This is a genomic window from Nostoc sp. ChiQUE01b (assembly GCF_034531255.1).
Classification (GTDB): Bacteria; Cyanobacteriota; Cyanobacteriia; order Cyanobacteriales; family Nostocaceae; genus Nostoc.
On sequence record NZ_JAVRBM010000067.1, the window covers coordinates 1 to 20,915 of the forward strand.

Consider the following 20,915-nt stretch of genomic DNA (forward strand, 5'->3'; position numbering starts at 1 on the left):
TGTTAATTTATTAATTAATACGTTTTTGTCAATCCGGCATGTCTGGAGTGAGTAACGAACATATTTTTGCCAATCCGGCATGTCTGGAGTGACTAATCAACGTCTTTTAGTAAGTCCGGCATGTTCCAATACTGCTCGGTTTGTGCATTTTTAACTCGGCATTGGGTTTGGGGAAAAGGTTAAAGGGTAAAGGTTAAAGGTTTTTTCTTTCCCCCTTTCCCCTTCCCCCTTTTCCCCTTAACCGACAAGTATTGCGGCATGTTCTGGAGTGACTAATGCTTGTTTTGTAGTTTCGTAGGGTGCGTTATGGACGAAAATCCTAACGCACCGTCCATGATGTTCGGTGCGTTACGCTGGCGCGATAACGCACCCTACCAAACTTATAAATAAAAATTACCATATTTGTGGATTTTGCTGAGCCAAAATTTAGTTTTAGTGGGGCATAGTAATGTTATCAACCTTAAAAGGTAATAGATTTATGTCTCAGAAAAAACGCACATCTCGCGTTCTAGAAAGTGCTGAGTTAAAATTTGCTGGACTCAAAGCAATAAATAGCAATTTGGATATTGGAGATAATTACAATATCGCAAAACTGACACAATTAATTGAAGAGTTACGCACTAAATTAGAAAATTATAATACTATTATCAGCATGATTGACTCTTCCAAAATAGAAATTGAAAAGTTAGAAAAAAATTTGGCTACTTACTGTGAGAATATGCTGATGGGGATTGGCTTTAAATACGGCAGAGACAGCCGTGAATATGAAATGGCTGGGGGAGTTCGTAAAAGTGAAATTCTACGTAAAAGTAGAGCAACTCGGTTAAAAACTGTTGCTAAAAAAGCAGCTAGCCAAAATTCCCAAGTTGTGTAGTCTCCCTAGTAAAAATATAATTGTAGGAACTTACCAATAAAAAAATACACGATTTTTCTTGTGGGGTGGACTTATTGTCCCCCCAAGTTTTCACCATGCCATATGTGATATCAAGTTCGGATAATTACTTATTATTAAAATCTCTTTGCGTCAGTCTTAATGGTAAGTCTTCTACCGAACATGATATGAATACTAGACCTCTTGCAAAAGTTACTTTTGCAAGAGGGGGGAAAGGGAAAAGGTTAAAGGAAAAAGGGTTTTTATTAGCCCTTTCCCCTTTACCCCTTACTCTTTTCCCCACTTCTGCAAGAAGTCTACTATACTTCATCAAATGCAGGTGGATAAACAACTTTTCCCTTACACTTTTTGTGATAACCTTGCAGTGGTTTAACCATGAAAAATTCTTCTGGTACTGGAAAGGGAGATTCTATTCCATAAATCACGGAAGTCTGAAAGCCAAAGCGAGTATAAAATTCTGGATGACCTAGTACAATTACTATGGCTTCTTTGTTTGCTTCGGCTATTTCTAACCCTGCTTTGATTAATGCACTGCCAATTCCTTGTCTTTGAAACTGGGGATAAACTGCTAAAGGTGCTAAACCAAGTACTTGTAATGTTTGTTTGTTCGCCAAATCAATATAGCTAAATAAAATGTGACCGACTACCATACCTTCAATTTCAGCAACTAGCGAAAGTTCTGGAATATAGCGGTCAGAATGGCGAATTCTTTCTACAAGTTTGGCTTCGTTGTCTTGACCAAAAGCTAATGTATTCACCTGTGCTATTGCTGGGTAGTCTGTCAAAGTTTCACAACGGATATTCATCATTTTAAAATCAATTCCATAAAAATCCAGTTCGCTCGATATTCTAACGGAATTTCTGTTTTTTCTAAGTACGGCTCGATATTGTAAAAGCCAAATGCACGATAAAGTGCGTGTGCTTCTTTTGCATAAGGCGCGGTGTCTAAGCGAAGTTTGGAGTAACCAATATCAGTAGCTTCATTGATGATAGCTTGTAATAATGCTCGACCTATTCCTTTTTGGCGGAATTGTGGTTTGACATACATCCTTTTAATTTCGCCAATATCTTGGTTAATGTTTCGCAAGCAAGCACAGCCAGCTATTTGTTCTTCATATTGTCCTAAAAGTAAGCGTCCTGAAGGTAGTAGAAATTCATCGAGTTGGGTGATATATTGCTCGAAGAATGTATTAACATCTATATTGATGTTATATTTTTGGCTAAAGATTAATTTAGTTTCATTAAAATAGTCAAAGAACAGGTTTTTGATATGAGATTTATGTTCTTCATTTTCTACAAGGATAATTTTGAGCAAAGTTTATGCCTCCGCTAGAGAAAACTAAGTTTGAGGTGCGTTAGCCTACGGCATAACACACCCTACTGGCGTGACTACAAATTGTTAACTATATCTTGAATCATTGATGGTTACAATTCCAGTAATTGATTTGGCTGCTTTCATGAATGGCAATGCAACAACTCGGCAAGCTGTTGTGAAAGAAGTTTATCAGGCTTGTCATGAAATCGGTTTTATGTACTTGCAAAATTCTGGTATGTCAAAAGATTTAATTGAGCAAGTATTCACGTATAGTAAATGTTTTTTCAATTTACCTTTAGAAGTTAAGCAAAAGCAAGCTTGGAATGATGAATTTAATAATACAGGATATGTTGCTATTGAGAGAGAACGCCTTGACCCGAATAAACCAGGTGACTTAAAAGAGGCGTTTAATGTCAGCAAAGAAGGTGCTGTGGGTATGGATGCTTGTATTGGGGCTTTTTATGATAGTTGCACAAACCTAGCTAACACAGTTTTGCAAACATTTGCTTTGGCGTTGGACTTGCCAGAAGATTTTTTTACCACAAGGCACAGCCAACATAATCATACCTTGCGATCGCTCCACTATCCCCCATTACAAACACCGCCTAAACCCGGACAAGTGCGTGCAGGGGAACATTCCGATTATGGGAGTATTACTTTACTTTTCCAAGATGATGTCGGCGGGTTGGAAGTACAAACAACAGCAGGAGAATGGATTCAGGCGGCTGCAATTACTGATACTGTTATAGTTAATACTGGTGATTTAATGCAGAGGTGGACAAATCATGTGTTTTGTTCAACTAAGCATCGGGTAATGATTCCTAATGACGACAGAGTAAACCAGTCTCGCTATTCTATGGCTTTTTTCTGTCATCCTAATGATGATGTAGAAATTGCTTGTTTGGAGAGTTGCAAAACAGGAAAATCACCAATTTATCCGTCTATCCTAGCAGGAGAATATCTTTTACAACGGTTACAAGCAACTTATGGTAATTCGTAATTAGGGAAGATATTTAAGATGCAAACTTACGACTGGATTGTGGTTGGCGGTGGGATTACGGGTGCTACGCTTGCTTATGAATTAAGGAAAGCAGGCTTTGGTGTACTTTTGGTGGAAGAATATGAAATACCACAGAATGCAACTCGCTATAGTTATGGTGGACTTGCTTATTGGTCGGGTACTACACCACTAACTCGCCAATTGTGTGAAGATGCGATCGCTCGTTATCATATCCTATCCCAAGAGTTAGACGCTGATATCGAATTTCGGGAATTAGATTTGTTACTAACTATTCCAGCAGCTAGTGACCCAGAAGCGATCGCTGCGTTATATAGTAATTGTGCTGTTGTACCGCGTTTACTGGACGTACAAGCAGCTAGTGAATTGGAACCGCTAATAAATCAACAGGCGATATCTGGCGCTTTAACTGTTAAACACGGTCATATTCATCCACAAAAAACTGCACAAGCTTACATTCAAGCTTTTTTGCGTAGTGGAGGTGAACTCCAAGTTAGCAAAGTATTGCAAATATTGGAAAATGGCGTACAAACCACCAATGCAACTTACCACAGTGCAAATGTCGTCATCTGTGCAGGTGGACTTAGCCGCCAACTATTAAAATCAGCTGGTATTTCCTTGAAGATATATTTTACCCACGCAGAAATAATTGAAACTGCACCAGTTGATATCAGGTTACGCACCTTAGTTATGCCAGCAAATGTGCAACGGTATCAATTAGAAGCCCAATCTACTCAAGTCGAGCAATTGTGGGATGAACCAGGTAATGAACCAGTACCAGCGATTTTAGATGCCGGGGCAATTCAGTTTCAAGATGGTAGTTTGCGTTTAGGTCAAATTAGCCGCGTTCTTACAAATCCTCATGCGGAGGTAAACTCACAAGCGAGTGAACGCTGGTTGCGAGAAAGTGTCGGGGAAGTCTTACCAGCTTTGGGGAATTTACCAGGAACTTGGCATCATTGCTTAGTGGCATTTAGTAACAATCAATTTCCTTTAATTGGTACTGTTCCTGGATTTGAAAGCATTCATGTATTTTCTGGATTTAGTAACCCCCTGGTAATCGTACCACCCTTAGCAGAGCGCTTTGCTAAATTTGCAACTGGCAAGGAAGATACAATTATTAGAGAAATAATTAATTAGGGCTGACGCAAAGATGGGGAGACGCGGGGACGCGGAGAGTTTTAAATTATTAAGGCATAGGCGTAGGTTGGGTTGAGGAACGAAACCCAACATCCAAAAACCTTGCATTCTTGGGTTTCACTCCGTACCCCTAAGGGGAACTAAGGTACAACCCAATCTACACTCTGTTCCCTGTTCCCTACTCACCGATTACAGCCAATTTCCAATCAGAATAAATGGTGCCCAATAATAAGGGTGATTATATTGGATATCAATCTCTGTTTCTTTGGCATTAATCAGTTTCAATTGAGCAATTTGTAAAGCTTGTGCTTTACTCATTTTTGATTCACGTAATTTACTATAAAACTCTGCCACTAAATTAGCTGTAGACTCATCCCCCACAGACCATAGTGAAGCCATTGCACTTTTAGCACCAGCTTGTAACGCCACACCTGCTAATCCTAAGGTTGACCTATCATCACCAACTGCTGTTTGACAAGCGGTTAGTGCTAATAATTCAACTAAGTTAGAACTATTATTAGTTTGACGTAGCAATGTTTCTAGTTGATTAATTGTGAGTTTGTCATTATTTCCTGTGACTAAGAATGTATCTTCTGCAATTGTGCCGAATTGTGCGTGAGTTGCAACGTGAATAATTGGATAAGATGTGTTTTGAATTTCTTGTTCTAAATTGCTAATTGTAAATTCCTGATTTTCTAACTTTTTAGTATTTGCAAATAGTTCTTGCACTGCCTTTGTTTCTAGAGGAACATTCGTTAATGCTTCAAATAATTTATCGTCGATTTTTGCTTCTTGACTGACAGCTAAAATTAAGGCTCTACTTGATTTAATATTAACTTTTTGTGTCGAGGTTAATTGTAAGCTGGGAGTACTAGCGATCGCATATTTTTCGATCAAATATTTTTTGTCTTTTTTATCATAAAGTGCAGCCATCGGCACATTACGCAAAAAGCTATCTTGGATAAATACTAAAGTTGTAATTTTGTTAGCACTTAAATCATCCTCAAAGGGACGGATGATTAATTCATAGAGATTTTCTGCATCTTTAGTATTATAATTAACATCTCGTTTCCCTCGAACTAACCCAGTGTAAAAGTTTGTAATCTCCTGGCGAAGAGTTTCCTGATTTTTATCTATCCATTGCAAATGTCTTTCTTGATTAGGTAAAATCAAGATAACTCCTGTCTTACCTTTAAGAACTATTGAACTAATAAATGCAGTATTGTCCTCTACGACCTCGGTAACATTTTTGTTATTAATTGCTGTTAAAATACAATCATTACCAAAGTAATTTTGAATTTCTGCTAATCTGAGGGAATTTATTGTAGTTAAGGCAGCATTTAAGGCTGGACTACTCAGTTGTTTATTACTAGTATTACTTGCTGAGGCAAATTCTAATTGAAGTTGTGCTAGCTGACGATAAACAGGCTCAATAATATCACGAAAATCAAACTGAAAATCACGGTCTGCAATCAGAATGTCGCTGCGTAACTCTTCTAGAATATTGTATGCTCTTTGATAAAAAGGAAGTGCCTCAATATTTCTATTCTGTGCTTCTAAAACTCTTCCCGCTTGCCATTCCCATAAATATAAGCTATCTTTAGCTTTTAATTTTTGATCTGCTAACCAAATTGCCTTATTAGTTAATTCCCAAGCTTGTTGATATTTTTTTTCTTGGCACTCATAGAAATGACCAAGCGCTCCTAAAGCATAAGATTCAGAACGAGAGTCTTGCAATCTCTGAGAAATATTTATAGCTTTATTAAATAATTCCTTTGCTTGCGCGTTTGGTAATTTTAGCTTTGCCAAACATTGAGTTAATGGTGAAGTTAATTCCTCATCGACAGCAGGCAAATTTGCTAAATTGATCGCTGCATACACTTTATTCATAGAATCGGGTAATTTATCCAACAGTTCCAAAGATTCTTGAATATTTTCTTGCAACTGATTTTGAGGTATTAAACTGATTGTTTTGGAGTGGTAAAAAAGCTGAATCAGATTAAGCAGACTTCGGATTTCACCAGATTTATTATCTTGTTGACGAGCTTCTTTGAGACTTGATTGGAAATATTCTAGCGCTTGCTGATAATCATTTTTGGCCTTTTGTTGGAATTCCCTTGCTTTAGAAATACTTTGTTGTTGAGCCGATTTTGTACGTAGATTCCAAAGTTGGGCGCGACTGGCGTGAGCATTACCTAAACTATTTAAGATTGCAAAATTATATGTTTGATTGTTAGTCTTTTTAGCAGCTTCTAGATATTGAATTGCTACATCATAATTACCTCGAAGGCGATAAGCTTCGCCAAGACTTCCTAATGCTGCAATTTCCCCTGCTTTATCTTGTTGTTCTGAAGCTATTTTTAATGCACTACCTTGCTGACATGCTAGATTTTCGATATTTTTGGCATCAGAGACACCGCATAAAAAATTAATTGCCTTTCCTGTTTGTCCAAAACTACTGTAAGCTTGTGCTATTTCTGTTAATATTCGCCCTACTTTCTGCCAGTTTTGTTGAGAACGATAGTAATTATTAACTTGCTCCCAATAACTTAGAGCTTGCTCATTTTCACCCAGTTGTTGATAAGTTCGTGCTAAATTTTCATTGGCGATCGCCACATTATTATAGTTCTTTTTTTGTGTATATAACTCTAAAGCTGCTTTCCAAGATTGAATTGCAGCCCGAAAGTTTCCTGCTTGATAACTTTCAACACCTTTGTTAACTAATTGATCGGCATCAGGAGCTTGAGCTTGGACTAACTTGCCGATACTTAGTTGGGGACTTGTCAATTGCACATTATTCAACCATACACAAAGGGTGAAACTGACAAAAAATAAAATTGTTAACCAATAATGAGTAGTTGATTTAGAAAATTTTTTGATCACGGGAAAACAAAGGTTAATAGTGATTATAAATAAGCTTATTACAAATAAAATCAGATGAGTTGTATATTTGTCAACTCATTGCAAAAATATTTACGTAAGTAATTAGCCATAGCAAATTTCAGGCATATTGGCTATGTAGTTTTCTGCAATTGCTACAACATTATTAAGTATTATTCAGATTTTATTTATGAAGTAAATATATAAGAGGTAAAAATTACTTTCTCACAAATCATGATGAATAAATTGCACAAATTACTCATGACTACCACAGTCATAATATTCTTTAGTGGCATTCCCTTTGGTGAAACACTAGTTCAAGCGCAAGAAGCAGCATATCTGCAATGCATTAAAGAATATACTAATTTAGGTATCTCAGCAGATGCGGCATTAGCTGAATGTCAAAAAACTAGTTTGGCTGAGTGTGTTCAACGTTTAATTACTCAAAAATATGTGGCTAAATCAGTATCAGAATCTAATGGACGTTACTTAATTGATTTGGGTGCAAGTGAGACAACATGGCTAGAAGGTAACGGATGGAGAAGCAAAAAATGTAGCCCTAACACAGAAGGGGCATCTAAAAAACAAACCCAGCAATTTGTGTCAGGAACTTCGACCGAAACCGTTCTCTATGAGTGGTTTAGACAGGGCTGGTGCAAAGAACCACAAATAGATTTAGGCCAAAGTTACTCTGTTGATGAAGCAAAAACAATTTGTGAATTGGGTTTGCAGCCAAAAGAATAAAGTGCGATCGCTCTTTAACCGATTTATTATAAATCAGCGATCGGCGCATTTAAGTAAGTCGCCGATAAAAGTTCAATCTAGGTGAATAAATATAAATTCGATGTCAGGTGTGTTGTCAGATAGCGCAACGCACCTTGAATTGTTGACGGTGCGTTAGCCTACGGTATAAAGTACCATACTTCAGATTTATTAATTCTGAATTCTGCTATATTTACATGTCATTTGAAACAAGCTACTATTTTTACGTCTTTAATTACACCGTTAAAGGCGGTTAACTAGAATTGTGACTAACCAATATTATTCAAAATTGCGCTTATCTTTTGGACTAATCCTGAGCTTTGCTTTGACAACTAATATTAGCGTCTTAGCTCAAGTCACAGCCGATCAAACCTTGGGAACACAAGTTATAGATAATGGGCCATTTTCTTTTATTGAAGGTGGAACAACTGTTACTAATACAAATCTATTCCATAGTTTTAGCAGTTTTAGTATTCCTAATGGCAGTGGGGGAATTTTTCTCAATGATTCCAATATTATCAATATATTTGCGCGAGTAACTGGTGGGACAACATCTGATATTCAAGGATTGATTTATGCCCAAGGTGCTGCTAATTTATTTTTGATAAATCCCAATGGTATTATCTTTGGAGAAAATGCCCGATTAAATATCGGTGGTTCTTTTGTAGCTACCACAGCTAATGCAATTCAATTTCCTGGCGGGGCTGAATTTTCTTTAACTTCACCAGTTGCACCAGACAATACTTTACTCAGTATTAATCCTACAGCATTTCTGTTTAACCAAATTGCTGCCCAAGGTGTCAACTCAATTGAAAATCAGGGGATTTTGAGAGTTAATGACAATAAAAGTTTAATATTACTTGGTGGTCGTGCGTCATCTACACCTGAATCTACAGGCCAAATTCTAATGGATGGAGGGCAGGTTATAGCACCAGATGGCAGAGTCGAGATTGGTGGATTAACTGCACCTGGAACAGTAGGACTGAATATTGATGGCAACAATTTCAGCCTGACTTTCCCTGATGATGTAGCAAGAACAGATATCTCACTTGAAAATCAATCTCTCGTTGCTGTTTTTGGTGCAATTGGCGGTGATATTGTAGTGAATACCAATAATCTTAAATTACTTAATAGCAATATTTATACAGGTAGAACTAACCCAGGTTCATCTCAAATTCAAGGAGGTGATATTTTAATTAATGCTAATGGAATTGTTAGCTTAGAAAATGGAAGTCTTATTGGTAATATAGGAGTAGAAACAGGCAACACAGGAAATATTAACATTACTGCCGAATCATTAGAAATTATAAGTAGTGGAATTTTTGCAGATGCAATCAATAGTAACACAAATCCTATTGATATCAAAGTTAAGGATACAATTACTTTGTCTGGGGAAAATAGTACAATCAACAATCAAGGTATTGGTGGTATTAATATTCAGGCAAAAAATATTTTACTTCAAGACACTAGCTCTTTATCAAGTAGAACGGGGAATGTGAATATTCAAGCCGATGAATCAATTATTTTGAATAATCAAGCTTATATTGATACAAGTAGCTTAGAACTAGAAAATACGGGTAATTTATCAATTATTACTAATCTTTTGAGTCTGAATAATGATTCTAATATATCAGCAATTAACATTCAAGGGACGAATGCAGGAAATATAAATATTAAAGTTACAGAACTGAATGCAGAAGATAATTCTTCTATTTTTGCTTTTAGCGCTAATTCACCTACAAGAGGTAATGGAGGTGATATTACTATTGATGCAGAACAAATATTATGGAATAGTAGTAAAGAAATAAATGCTGCAAGCGATACTGGTAATGCAGGCGATATAACTATTAATACTAACTTTTTACAGTTAACAGATGGAGCTATCAATACTGCAAGCTTTGGTACAGGTAATGGAGGGAAGATTCTTGTTAACAGCAAAAATAGTGTAGTTCTTAATAATGCTGATATTTCTAGTGAGATCAGAGAAGGTGGGGCGGGTAATGCCGGTGATATTACAATTCAGACATCAAGATTAAATTTAAGTAATGGCAGTCAAATTATTGCAGGTATTAGTGGGTCAACACAAAATCTTCCTGGAGGGCAAGGTAAAGGTGGAAATATTCTCATTAATGCTGCGGATGCTGTAATAATTTCTGGAACTAATGCTAATGGATTTCCTAGCTTATTATCGACTCAAACCGATAGAGGAAGTGTTGGTCAGGCAGGAGATATTGTAGTTAACACAGATTATTTTCGCTTAGAAAACAACAGCAGTGTAACGGCAGATACTAAAAATTCTAATAATGGAGGTGATATCACCATTAATGCTCGTGTATTTGAAGCATTTACTGGAGGGCAAGTTTTTACAACAACCAACAGTAGCGGCAATGCTGGTAATATCACTATCAATGCTACAGATGAAATTACTATTTATGGCTTAGTCAGTGGTATATTTACAACTACAACAGCAAACTCTATTGGTAATGGGGGGACAATATATTTATCCACAAATAACTTAAATCTAGCTAATGATGCTAGAGTTTTTGCACGCAGTGAAGGAGAAGGTATTGCAGGCGATATTAATATTATTGCTAAAGGTAATTACAGTGCGAATAATAGTTTAGTCAGCGCAAATTCTGAAAAATCAAGCGGTGGCGATATCAATATTATTGCAAGAAATATTAGTCTACGCAACAATAGTGATATTCGTACTGACTTATCTACAGGGCAAGCAACTGGAGGTGATATCAGCCTCAATGCTGACACCATTATCGTTTTAGAAGATAGCGACATTCTCGCTTTTGCACCAGAGGGTCAAGGCGGTAATATTACTTTTAACACTCGTGCTTTATTTAGTGATTCTCTCTATAACCCTACACAAACATTAGCTGATAGAAATAGTCTTCAGTCACTAAATAATAATAATCGTTCTGACATTAATGCTACTGGTGTAATTTCTGGTAATATCATCGGTGTGCCTGATATCACTTTTATCCAAAACAGCCTGACAGAATTACAAGATAATCCCATTGATACTAATGCGCTGATTGCTAATATTTGTATCGCCCGTAGTCCCAAGCAAGAAGGTACTTTTTTAATCACAGGTGTTGGTGGTTTACGATCTCGTCCTGGGGATGCTTCAGCTTCAACTTATCCTACAGGTGATGTACAGAATGTTGCCAATGATAGTGTAACTAGTCAGTGGAAAAAGGGTGACTTGATTATTGAACCAGAAGGAGTGTATCGACTAGCAAATGGACAATTAGTGATGAGTCGAGAGTGTCGCTGAGGATTAAGCACATTAGGGCAGGCAAGATGCCTACCCCACAAGATAATGATTTATTGATTAAAAATCTTTAAGCAGCGACGAAAATATCTGCGTTGGTTAGGGACAATCCAGTGTTAAGTGTAGCAATTTGGATTTTAGCGATCACTCCTGTACCATCTTGGTCGAAGAACAGAGAACCGTTGCCTTTATCATAAAGAAATCTTTGGCTAGCTGTACTTGCTGCTGAACCGAGGAAAAATTGACTAGCAGCGATGGCGGCACCAGCAACTAACCCGCCACCAAAAGCAGCCCTAGAGACGGCAATCGTATCATCAATGACGCTAAAATCAGTAATTTTGTCGATTCCTTCAGTGCGAAAGTTGAATGTAAAGCGATCGCTGCCACTACCACCAGTTAGTGTATCGTTCCCAGTACCACCAACAAGGACATCATTACCAGTACCACCAATTAGTGTATCGTTACCACCGCCGCCAGTTAGGGTATCATTCCCCGTACCCCCATCCAGAAAATCGTTGCCAATGCCAGCTGTTTGAACTGTAAATTGCAGCGACCAACTATTGAGCGTACCAGCAACTGCAATTTCATCATCTCTGACTTCTAGTTTCCATGTGCCATTGGGGTTTTTATTGTCAAAAGCAGATAGCAGCCCTTCTGGTTTGAAACTTCCGCTAAAAGGCGCAGTCCCAAGTGTAATTGATGTTGCTGCTTCATCATCCAATGTCGTGTTAGTAAAATTAATGTTACTACCGCCGACATCAGTAAACAATTCCACGCGAGTCCCTGTTGGACTAATCAGAAAAACATCTAGATCAGAATCCCAGTTGTGCTTAATATTTAAAGTGACGTTGACATCAGCAATCGATGTCGGTAAACCACTGACGGCTAAACTAGATGTAATTGTAGACAAGTCAGGGATACTAACAGGAGAGTTATTGCTAAAGGTTTTGGTTTCGTTAGTAGCTCCATCACCAACTAGACTATCATTCCCAGCACCACCATATAGTGTGTCATTGCCAGCGCCGCCATTGAGTTGATTGTTAGCACCGTTACCTGTAATTGTGTTGTTGAGATTGTTACCAGTGCCGTTGATTGCAGATGTGCCTGTGAGAATCAGATTTTCTAAATAAGCTGGACCTAAGTTAAAGTTGTAGGCAGACTCAACTGTGTCTGTACCTTCATTAAGGTATTCATAGATACTGTAGTAACTATCGCCATTGATTATATAGCGATCGTTGCCAGTGCCCCCATACAAAGTATTATTGCCAGTACCGCCATTGAGGGTATCATTACCAGCGCTGCCATAAAGCGTGTCATTCCCCGCGCCACCTACAAGACTGTCATTTCCAGCTTTGCCATCAATGAGATCGTTTCCGCCTTCCCCAGACAGATAATTGTTGTATTCATTTCCTGTTAAACTGTCATTAAAGTTACCTCCTATGGCATTTTCAATCACAGATATACCGCCTTTGGAATTAGCGATGGTAAATCCGCCTTTAATACCAACAACTCGACTAAGAAAGCCACCAGCACCAGGATCGTTATTCGCCAAAGTTGCATTATTCAAGTCAATAATTACTGAATTAGTTGCCCCTTGACCAGATATTGTATCTGTTCCGCCTGCATCCCAAATACAAGACCAATAGGTTCCAACGCCATTAAAAGTAGGAAGCGAATAAACATTATTACCTGTATTGTATGACTTATTAATACCGTAAATATGTTGGATAGCTGCAATATCAAATGCCATTGGCCCCGCAGCATAACCCCAATTTGTTTCATACCCAGGAGAATAGGGACTTTGAATATCAACGTAAGACATGACTGTGGTGACAAACTGATTAAGGGCGTAGTCACCAAAATCTCCAGAGTAATCAACACCAGGAAAAATAGAAGAAGTTCCGCCTTCATCGTGGGGATGAGCTAATCCCAAAGCATGACCAATTTCGTGAACAAAAGTATAGTAAGAATAGCCACCAACTGCTAAAGCAGCATCAGGATTGTATTGGTAAGGTTCCCAGTTAACTAAAACATCTCCTTCTGCAAGAAAATCGAAAGATTCTCCTGGTGGGCTTGCTATACCTAGTACGCCATCGCCAAAAAGAGAAGAATCAACAACATGAAAGGTTAACTCAGCTTGAGAATCGTTAAAACCAGAATATTCTAGTTGGAAGTTAGCTACATTTGACCAAGCTTTGATTGCATTAGTAAAGGCATTTATTTCAGCATTGTCGAAGAAATAATCCCAAGATTTGTTATCAACAAAAGAATAGGTCAGTTTTCTATTGTCGTTTTCAATTTTCCAACGACTACCCCATAGTAAACCGTCTACGTAGGCTAAACCAGTTTTAGGAACACCAGTAGCAGAACCAACAAAAGTAGACATTTGTTTCTCCTTTTCGCAATCAAAATGAGAGTAAAAATAGTAGTCAGCTTTGATTTCTGAGCTTACTTATAGAATTAGGGAATAGGAAATAAAGCTGAGAAACCAAGGAACAAAATATAGAGTAAGAAAAGTACGAAAATTATTCGCTCAGGTTTCATGCAGTGTTATATGCATAATTGTGTATGGCAGATTGCAGAAAACTGCATTGTAATTTAACTGGTGATATGCAAAAGATTATGCATTAGTCTGGATTTCGTGAAAAATAGCGATCGCTCCAACAGAAATACTAGTTAATAGCACAATCTCTGGTAATATGATTGCGGTATCTGATACAGCCCTACTTAATTATTCGTAACCAATAAGATCCCCGACTTTTTGGATAAGTCGGGGATCTGAGCCTATAAATTTACATAAATTTAAGCCATGATTAATCAATCTTATTTAAATTGGTATTGGCGCTTAGGGCTATCAATTACTTTAAGTTTTATAACAAACCTCAGTGCCTTAGCTCAAGTAACACCTGACCAAACTTTGGGAACACAAGTTACAGATATTGGCTTGGGTTCTTATATTTCAGGTGGCACAACAGTTGGCAATACAAACCTATTTCACAGTTTCAGCAGTTTTAGCGTTCCTAATGATGGCGGAGCAATTTTTCTTAACGATTCCAACATTAGTAATATCTTTGCACGAGTAACTGGTGGAACAGCATCTAATATTCAAGGATTGATTTATGCCCAAGGTGCTGCTAATTTATTTTTGATGAATCCCAACGGCATTATTTTTGGAAAAAATGCCCAGTTAAATATTAGTGGTTCATTTGTAGCTACCACAGCTAATGCAATTCAATTTCCTGGCGGTGCAGAATTTTCCTTAACTTCTCCAGTTACACCCAATAATTCATTACTCAGCGTCAATCCTACAGCATTTTTATTTAATCAAATTGCTAACCAAGGGGCAAACTCAATAGAAAATCGTGCGATTTTGGCGGTTCCCAATAATAAAAGTTTAATCCTACTTGGCGGTCGCATCTCACCTACACCTGAATCTACAGGACAAATTCTAATAGATGGAGGACAACTCGCCGCGTTAGACGGTAGGGTAGAGATTGGTGGGTTAACTGCACCAGGAATAGTAGGACTTAATGTTAATGACAACAACTTAAGCTTGACTTTTCCTGATGGTGTGGCGAAAACAGATATCTCACTTGTAAATCAATCTGTGGCTATTGCTACTGGTGCTGGTGGTGGTGATATTGTAGTTAATGCTAATAATTTGAATTTAGAAAATTCTAGTTATTTCTTCACTGGTATAAATCAAAATCAAGGAACTTCTGACACCAAAGCAGGTGATATTGTAGTTAATGCTAGTGGAGTTGTAACACTCAATGAAAATAGCATTTTTGGAAATATTGCTTTAGGTATTGGAGATAGTGGTAATATCAATGTTAGTGCGCGATCGCTAAAAATGAATAGTGGTAGTATTCAAGCAATTGCCACAGAGGGTAATTCAGGAATTGTTAATATCAAAGTTGAAGATACAGTTTCCCTATCTGGAACAAACGCTAGTGGTTTCGGTAGTTTGATTGCAAGCGCGGTTCAACCACGTGACACCTCTATATCTACAGAACAAACCTTTTCAGGAACGCCAACCTACGGGAGAAGCGGTGGTATTGATATCCAAGGACGAAATCTTTTGCTCACAGATGGTGCTTTAATAAGTGCTACGAACATTTTTGCAAATGATTCTGGAGATATTAAAATTCAGGCTTTTGATACAATTAATTTGAACAATTTTGCAGCAATATTGTCTATAAGTTCTGATGGAAAAGGAAATGCAGGTAATTTATCGATTACTACCAATTATTTGAATTTGGAAAACCAGTCTCAAATCTCAGCTAATACTCTTGGTGGTAACGGTGGCGATATGAATATTGCGGCTCAGAGTATTAGTTTAGATAATTCTTTTATTTCTGCATCTGCTAATTCTTCTTCTGAAGTTATATCTAATGTCGGTGATGCTGGCAATATAAATATTAAAACTGGAAGACTTACTTTAACAAATTATGGAACTATACTTTCTGTTTCTGGAGAACCAGAACCAGGCGAAACAATTGGACGTGGCGGAGATATTAATATTACAGCCACTGATTTAATAGAAATCGATCCTAAAGGTTCAACAGATAGAATTACTGGTATTTCTGCCACAACTTTTAGCAATAGTCGTGCAGGTGATGTAACACTAGACACTAAAAATCTCCTGGTGAGAAATGGCGGTTATATCACAGTAGGAGCTATTAATAATTTGGGTGGTGATGCAGGTAATATTACTATCAATGCATCAGATTCTATTGATTTAATTAGCTCAAACGCTAATTTTCGTAGTTTAATCTCTACACAAGTTCAACCTGTAGGTAATGGCGGTGATATAACAATTAATACTAAACGTTTGCAGTTAACAAATGGAACTATCAGCGCTGGAACTTTTGGCAAGGGTAATGCTGGTGATATCTTTATTGCCAGCAATGATAGGGTTGTTGTTGACAACGGTATAATCGATAGTCGCGTAGGAGCAGGCGGAGTTGGTAATGCTGGAGATATTAAAATTCAGACACGAAAGCTAACTTTAACTAACGGTGGTGCTATTAGTACTTTAATTGCTGAAGCAACGGGAAATTTGCCTGGTGGACAAGGTAAGGGTGGAAGTATCCGCATTGATGCTGCTGATGCAGTAACTATTTCAGGAACTAATATAAATGGAAATGCAAGTGGAATATCAACCGAAACCCAAAGTGGGGCGCTTGGTCAAGGTGGAGATATCATAATCAACACAGATTATTTCCGTCTAACAGACAATGCTTTTGTATCAGCAGCAACTAGTAATTCTAGTAACAGCGGTAATATAACTTTGAATACTCGTGTATTTGAAGCATCAAATGGTGGATTGATAACTACAGGAACTGTTGACAGTGGTAAATCTGGTGACATTACTATCAATGCCGCAGATAGTATCACTATCTCTACCAACTCAGATAATATCACTGGCTTATTTGCAGGTACTAGTTCTACTGGAAACGGCGGAACAATATTCTTATCTACAACTAACTTTAATTTATTTACAAGCGATTTAAACTTACCTAATAACGTTGCTGGAGTTTCTACAAGGAGTAATGGAAGAGGTGTTGCAGGCAATATTAATATTACTGCTAAGGATAATTTTAGGGCAAATAATAGTTTAGTAAACGCACAATCCGAACAAGCAGGCGGTGGTAGCATCAATATCACTGCGAGAAACATTCGCTTACTTAATAACAGCGACATCCGCACCGATTTATCTACAGGTGAAGGTAGTGGAGGTAATATTACCCTCAATGCCAACACTATTATTGCCTTAGAAGATAGCGATATTCTCGCCTTTGCGCCAGAAGGTCAAGGTGGTAACATTACTTTTAACACTCGTGCTTTGTTAACTTCACCACTATATCGCCCTACACAAACTTCAACTGATATAAATACCCTTCAGTCATTAAATAATAACGATCGCACCGATATCAACGCCAGCGGTGCAATATCTGGTAATATCATCGGTGTGCCCGATATTACTTTTATCCAAAATAGCATCACAGAATTACAATCTAATCCCATTGATACTAATGCGCTAATTGCTAATAGTTGTATTGCTCGTAGTGCAAAGCAAGAAGGTACTTTTTTAATTACAGGTGTTGGTGGTTTACCTGCTCGTCCTGGGGATGCTTCAGCTTCAACCTATGCCACAGGTAATGTGCAAAATGTTACTAATGATAATGCAAGACATCAGTGGAAAAAAGGCGACTTGATTATTGAACCCCAAGGAGTGTATCGACTAGCAAACGGACAATTGGTTATGAGTCGAGAATGTGGTTGAGGCTAAGACGAATGGAACTGAAATTTATAATAAACATTTCTCAAAAATCATTGCAGACACGGTTTAATTTATTGGGCTGTGTTGCATTACAAATGTTATTTTTTAGCAACTGTGTTTTTGCCCAAAGTAACATTATACCGGATAATACTTTAGGTAGCGATCGCTCCATCGTCACACCTCTAGACACCACCAACAACTTACCAGTTGACTTAATCGATGGTGGCACAGTTCGTGGCATCAATTTATTTCACAGCTTCCAAGAATTTAATGTCAGCGAAGGACGAGCAGCATACTTCTTAATTAATAACTCTGACATTCAAAATGTCTTAACTCGCGTTACAGGTAAAAACCCCTCAGAAATTTTCGGGACTCTGGGTATAATTAGCGATTCTAACCCGAATTTATTTCTAATTAACCCCAATGGTATTATCTTTGGCCCCAACGCTAGTTTAGATGTGGGGGGTTCATTTGTTGCCACAACTGCTAATGGCGTTAATTTGGGACAAACGGGTATATTCAACGCTTCCGAACCTGCCAAAAGTAATTTACTCAGCATCCAACCTTCAGCATTATTTTTTAATGCTGTTAACAACCAAGCAGAAATTATTAACAATTCTAGGGCTATATCTACAGTATTGGGTTCTGCGTTGAATGGCAATCCTCAACGTCAGATATCAGGATTAACAGTACTTGATGGCAAAGATTTATCACTTATGGGGGCAAATGTAATTTTGGATGGAGGGTTTATATATGCTCCTGGTGGGCGGGTTGAATTGGGAGGTTTGACAGAACTAGGAATAGTTAATTTAGATTCTACAGGTTGGCGTTTTCCTGATAATGTAGCACGAGCAGATGTATCCCTTGCAAATAGCTCTTCTGTTTTTATGGCATCTGGCGGTGGAGGTAGTATTGCTGTTAACGCCCGCAATTTTAATCTTGCAAGCGGAAGCAGTTTCATCGTAGGTATCAATCGAGGTTTAGGAAATATTAATAGTTTCACAGGAAATATTGAAATTACTGCTACCGATAACGTGACTATTGAGGGTACAAATTCGTCTACGACTGGAATTATCAATGCAATACAAGGTACTGGGAATGCGGGAGATATAGTTATCAATACAGGTAATTTTGAAATTATTGGTAATGCCTTAATAGGTTCCTTCACTGCTGGAAAAGGTAATGCTGGAAATATTGATATTCGAGCTAGAGACAAAGTGACAATTTCGGGAATTGGTTCAGAAAGTTCAATTAGTAGCTCTGTTGGAGAAACAGCTGAAGGTAGGGGAGGAAATATTACTATCCAGACAAAAACTTTTGCTTTAAATAATGGTCAAATTAGCGCCAATAGTTTAGGACGCGGGAATGCAGGTAATATTCAAATAAATGCTGCTCAATCTTTTAGCATTAAAAATGCACAAATAGCAACTAGTAATTTTGGACAAGGAGATGCAGGAAATATCACAATAGAAGCAGAAAAGGCGGATATTGTATTTGATTCAAGTCTAATATCCAGCGGTGCGGGGGGAAGTGTATTATCAGGAACCATCACTAGTGGTCAAGCTGGTGATATTGTAATAAAAGGGCGATCGCTTTCTTTAACTAACAACATTATTCAAACTACTACCGTAGGACAGGGAAACGCAGGAAATATAATTTTAGACATACAAGATAATGTTTCTTTCGCAAATAGTTTTATCGTTGGTGTAGTTGCTGATTCAGCTACTGGTCAAGGTGGTAATGTTACTATTGAATCTGGTTCCCTTTCTCTAACTGATGGTTCGGAAGTGAATGTTAGCACAGCAGGTAAAGGCGATGGAGGAAAGATATTTATCAATACGGGTTTGCTAGAACTTACTAATAATTCATTCATCGGTTCTAACACTCTTGGAGAAGGAAATGCTGGCAATATAACTATCCAAGCTAGAGATAAAATCTCAATTTCAGGAAACGATAATCAAAGTGGAATAACTAGTAGTGTTGGAGAGTCAGGTATCGGTAACGGAGGAGATATTGATATCCAAACAGGTTCGCTCTTATTAAATAACGCTTTTATTTTTACAGGTAATCTCGGAGCAGGAAAAGCAGGTAATATCCGCATCAATGCTTCTAATTTGATTTCTGCAAGCGGTAACAATTCTGCGATAGCAACTTCTACCGCCGCAGAGGAAAATGCAGGAAATATAACTATCGAAGCAAAAAATGCCTCTGTTTATTTTGAAGGGACTGTGGTACAAAGCGTTGCAGGAAGCAATTCACAAGGGAAGGTAAGCGATGGTGAGGGTAAGGGAGGCGATATCACAATTAAAGCGCGATCGCTTTCTTTAAGCAACGATGCTTATCTACAAAGCAGCGCTTTCGGACAAGGAAATGGAGGCAATATATTTCTAGAAGTGCAGAATGATATATCGTTAAGCAACTCTTTCATAGATAGTGGAGTGGTAGATACAGCTACTGGTAAAGGTGGTGATATTAATATTCAGGCTGACTCGCTTTTTTTGACAGACAACTCTTTTGTAAATAGCAGCAGTACTGGTAAAGGAAATCCAGGTAATATATCTATTAAACTTGGTAATACATTACGTAGCAATAACAGTACAATAGGTACAGCTAGCACACAATCTTCAGGTGGCGCTATTAATATCACAGCGACAGATATACGGCTGCGCGGTGATAGCGATATTCGTACAAATGTCCTCAGTGGTGCAGGTGGTGGTGGTAATATTACCCTTACTGCTAATACCATCATTGCCTTAGAAGACAGCGACATCTTAGCATTTGCTAGTGATGGTAGAGGCGGCGATATTACTTTTAACACCCAAGCATTTTTAAGTTCTTCACTCTACCGTACCCAAGCTCAAACAGGCGATAGAGCAAATTTGAGAACAGAATTAGAGGGAAATAATCGCGCCGATATCAACGCCAGTGGTGCAGTTTCTGGTAATATCATCGGTGTGCCTGACATCACCTTTATCCAAAACAGCCTCACGGAATTACAAGATAATCCTATTAATACTAATGCGCTAATTGCTAATAGTTGCATTGCTCGCAGTTCCAAGCAAGATGGTACTTTTTTAATTACAGGCGTTGGTGGTTTACCTACTCGTCCTGGCAATGCTTCCGCTTCCACCTATTCCACAGGTGATGTACAAAATATTAGTAATCAGTGGAAAAAAGGCGACTCAATTATTGAACCTGAAGGTATTTATCGACTAGCGAATGGTGAATTAATAATGAGCCGAAAGTGTCGTTAAAAAGTACAGTTCGTCTTAAGGGCACAACAATGTTGTGCCCCTACCTGTGTATTTCATTTATCTGAAAAATCCTGTAAACCCA

11 protein-coding genes are annotated in these 20,915 nt (G+C 37.9%); 7 read left to right on the forward strand and 4 right to left on the reverse strand.

The genetic code is table 11. The annotated features are described in order from the left end of the window. Nucleotides 1–478: 478 nt before the first annotated feature. Nucleotides 479–874 (forward strand): hypothetical protein, encoded by a 396-nt coding sequence (locus RMY63_RS30860; protein WP_322732339.1) that lies wholly within the window; start codon nt 479–481, stop codon nt 872–874. A 317-nt stretch (nt 875–1,191) separates the two neighbouring features. Here RMY63_RS30860 and RMY63_RS30865 read toward each other — a convergent pair whose 3' ends face one another. Together RMY63_RS30865 and RMY63_RS30870 are read right to left on the reverse strand one after the other, a co-directional pair. Beyond that, entirely contained in the window at nt 1,192–1,698 is a 507-nt protein-coding gene (locus RMY63_RS30865) for an N-acetyltransferase (protein ID WP_322732369.1), read from the reverse strand. Further along, nucleotides 1,698–2,207: a GNAT family N-acetyltransferase gene (locus tag RMY63_RS30870; RefSeq protein WP_322732340.1), complete on the reverse strand. Its 510-nt coding sequence runs from the start codon at nt 2,205–2,207 to the stop codon at nt 1,698–1,700. Before RMY63_RS30870 ends, RMY63_RS30865 begins: the two co-directional genes overlap by 1 nt. A 106-nt stretch (nt 2,208–2,313) precedes the next feature. Here RMY63_RS30870 and RMY63_RS30875 point away from each other — a divergent pair, with 106 nt between their 5' ends. Continuing rightward, nucleotides 2,314–3,207, forward strand: a complete 894-nt coding sequence (locus RMY63_RS30875; protein ID WP_322732341.1) for an isopenicillin N synthase family dioxygenase — start codon at nt 2,314–2,316, stop codon at nt 3,205–3,207. A gap of 18 nt (nt 3,208–3,225) precedes the next feature. Beyond that, on the forward strand, nt 3,226–4,365 hold the full coding sequence (locus RMY63_RS30880; RefSeq protein WP_322732342.1) for an FAD-binding oxidoreductase: 1,140 nt from the start codon (nt 3,226–3,228) through the stop codon (nt 4,363–4,365). A 189-nt stretch (nt 4,366–4,554) separates the two neighbouring features. Here the strand turns inward: RMY63_RS30880 and RMY63_RS30885 are convergent, their stop codons facing one another. Next, complete coding sequence (locus RMY63_RS30885) at nt 4,555–7,158, reverse strand: CHAT domain-containing protein (protein ID WP_322732343.1); 2,604 nt, start codon at nt 7,156–7,158, stop codon at nt 4,555–4,557. Nucleotides 7,159–7,506: 348 nt separating this feature from the next. Between RMY63_RS30885 and RMY63_RS30890 the strand changes: the two genes are divergently transcribed. Beyond that, nucleotides 7,507–7,989: a hypothetical protein gene (locus RMY63_RS30890; RefSeq protein ID WP_322732344.1), complete on the forward strand. Its 483-nt coding sequence runs from the start codon at nt 7,507–7,509 to the stop codon at nt 7,987–7,989. Nucleotides 7,990–8,272: 283 nt separating this feature from the next. Further along, complete coding sequence (locus tag RMY63_RS30895; protein WP_322732345.1) at nt 8,273–11,296, forward strand: S-layer family protein; 3,024 nt, start codon at nt 8,273–8,275, stop codon at nt 11,294–11,296. Between the two features lie 67 nt (nt 11,297–11,363). Here the strand turns inward: RMY63_RS30895 and RMY63_RS30900 are convergent, their stop codons facing one another. Beyond that, on the reverse strand, nt 11,364–13,679 hold the full coding sequence (locus RMY63_RS30900) for a proprotein convertase P-domain-containing protein (protein ID WP_322732346.1): 2,316 nt from the start codon (nt 13,677–13,679) through the stop codon (nt 11,364–11,366). A gap of 423 nt (nt 13,680–14,102) precedes the next feature. Here RMY63_RS30900 and RMY63_RS30905 point away from each other — a divergent pair, with 423 nt between their 5' ends. Next, complete coding sequence (locus RMY63_RS30905) at nt 14,103–17,582, forward strand: filamentous hemagglutinin N-terminal domain-containing protein (protein ID WP_322732347.1); 3,480 nt, start codon at nt 14,103–14,105, stop codon at nt 17,580–17,582. A gap of 11 nt (nt 17,583–17,593) precedes the next feature. Beyond that, the gene (locus RMY63_RS30910) at nt 17,594–20,833 is read left to right on the forward strand and encodes a filamentous hemagglutinin N-terminal domain-containing protein (protein WP_322732348.1); all 3,240 of its coding nucleotides are present in this window, start codon (nt 17,594–17,596) and stop codon (nt 20,831–20,833) included. Nucleotides 20,834–20,915: the final 82 nt, after the last annotated feature.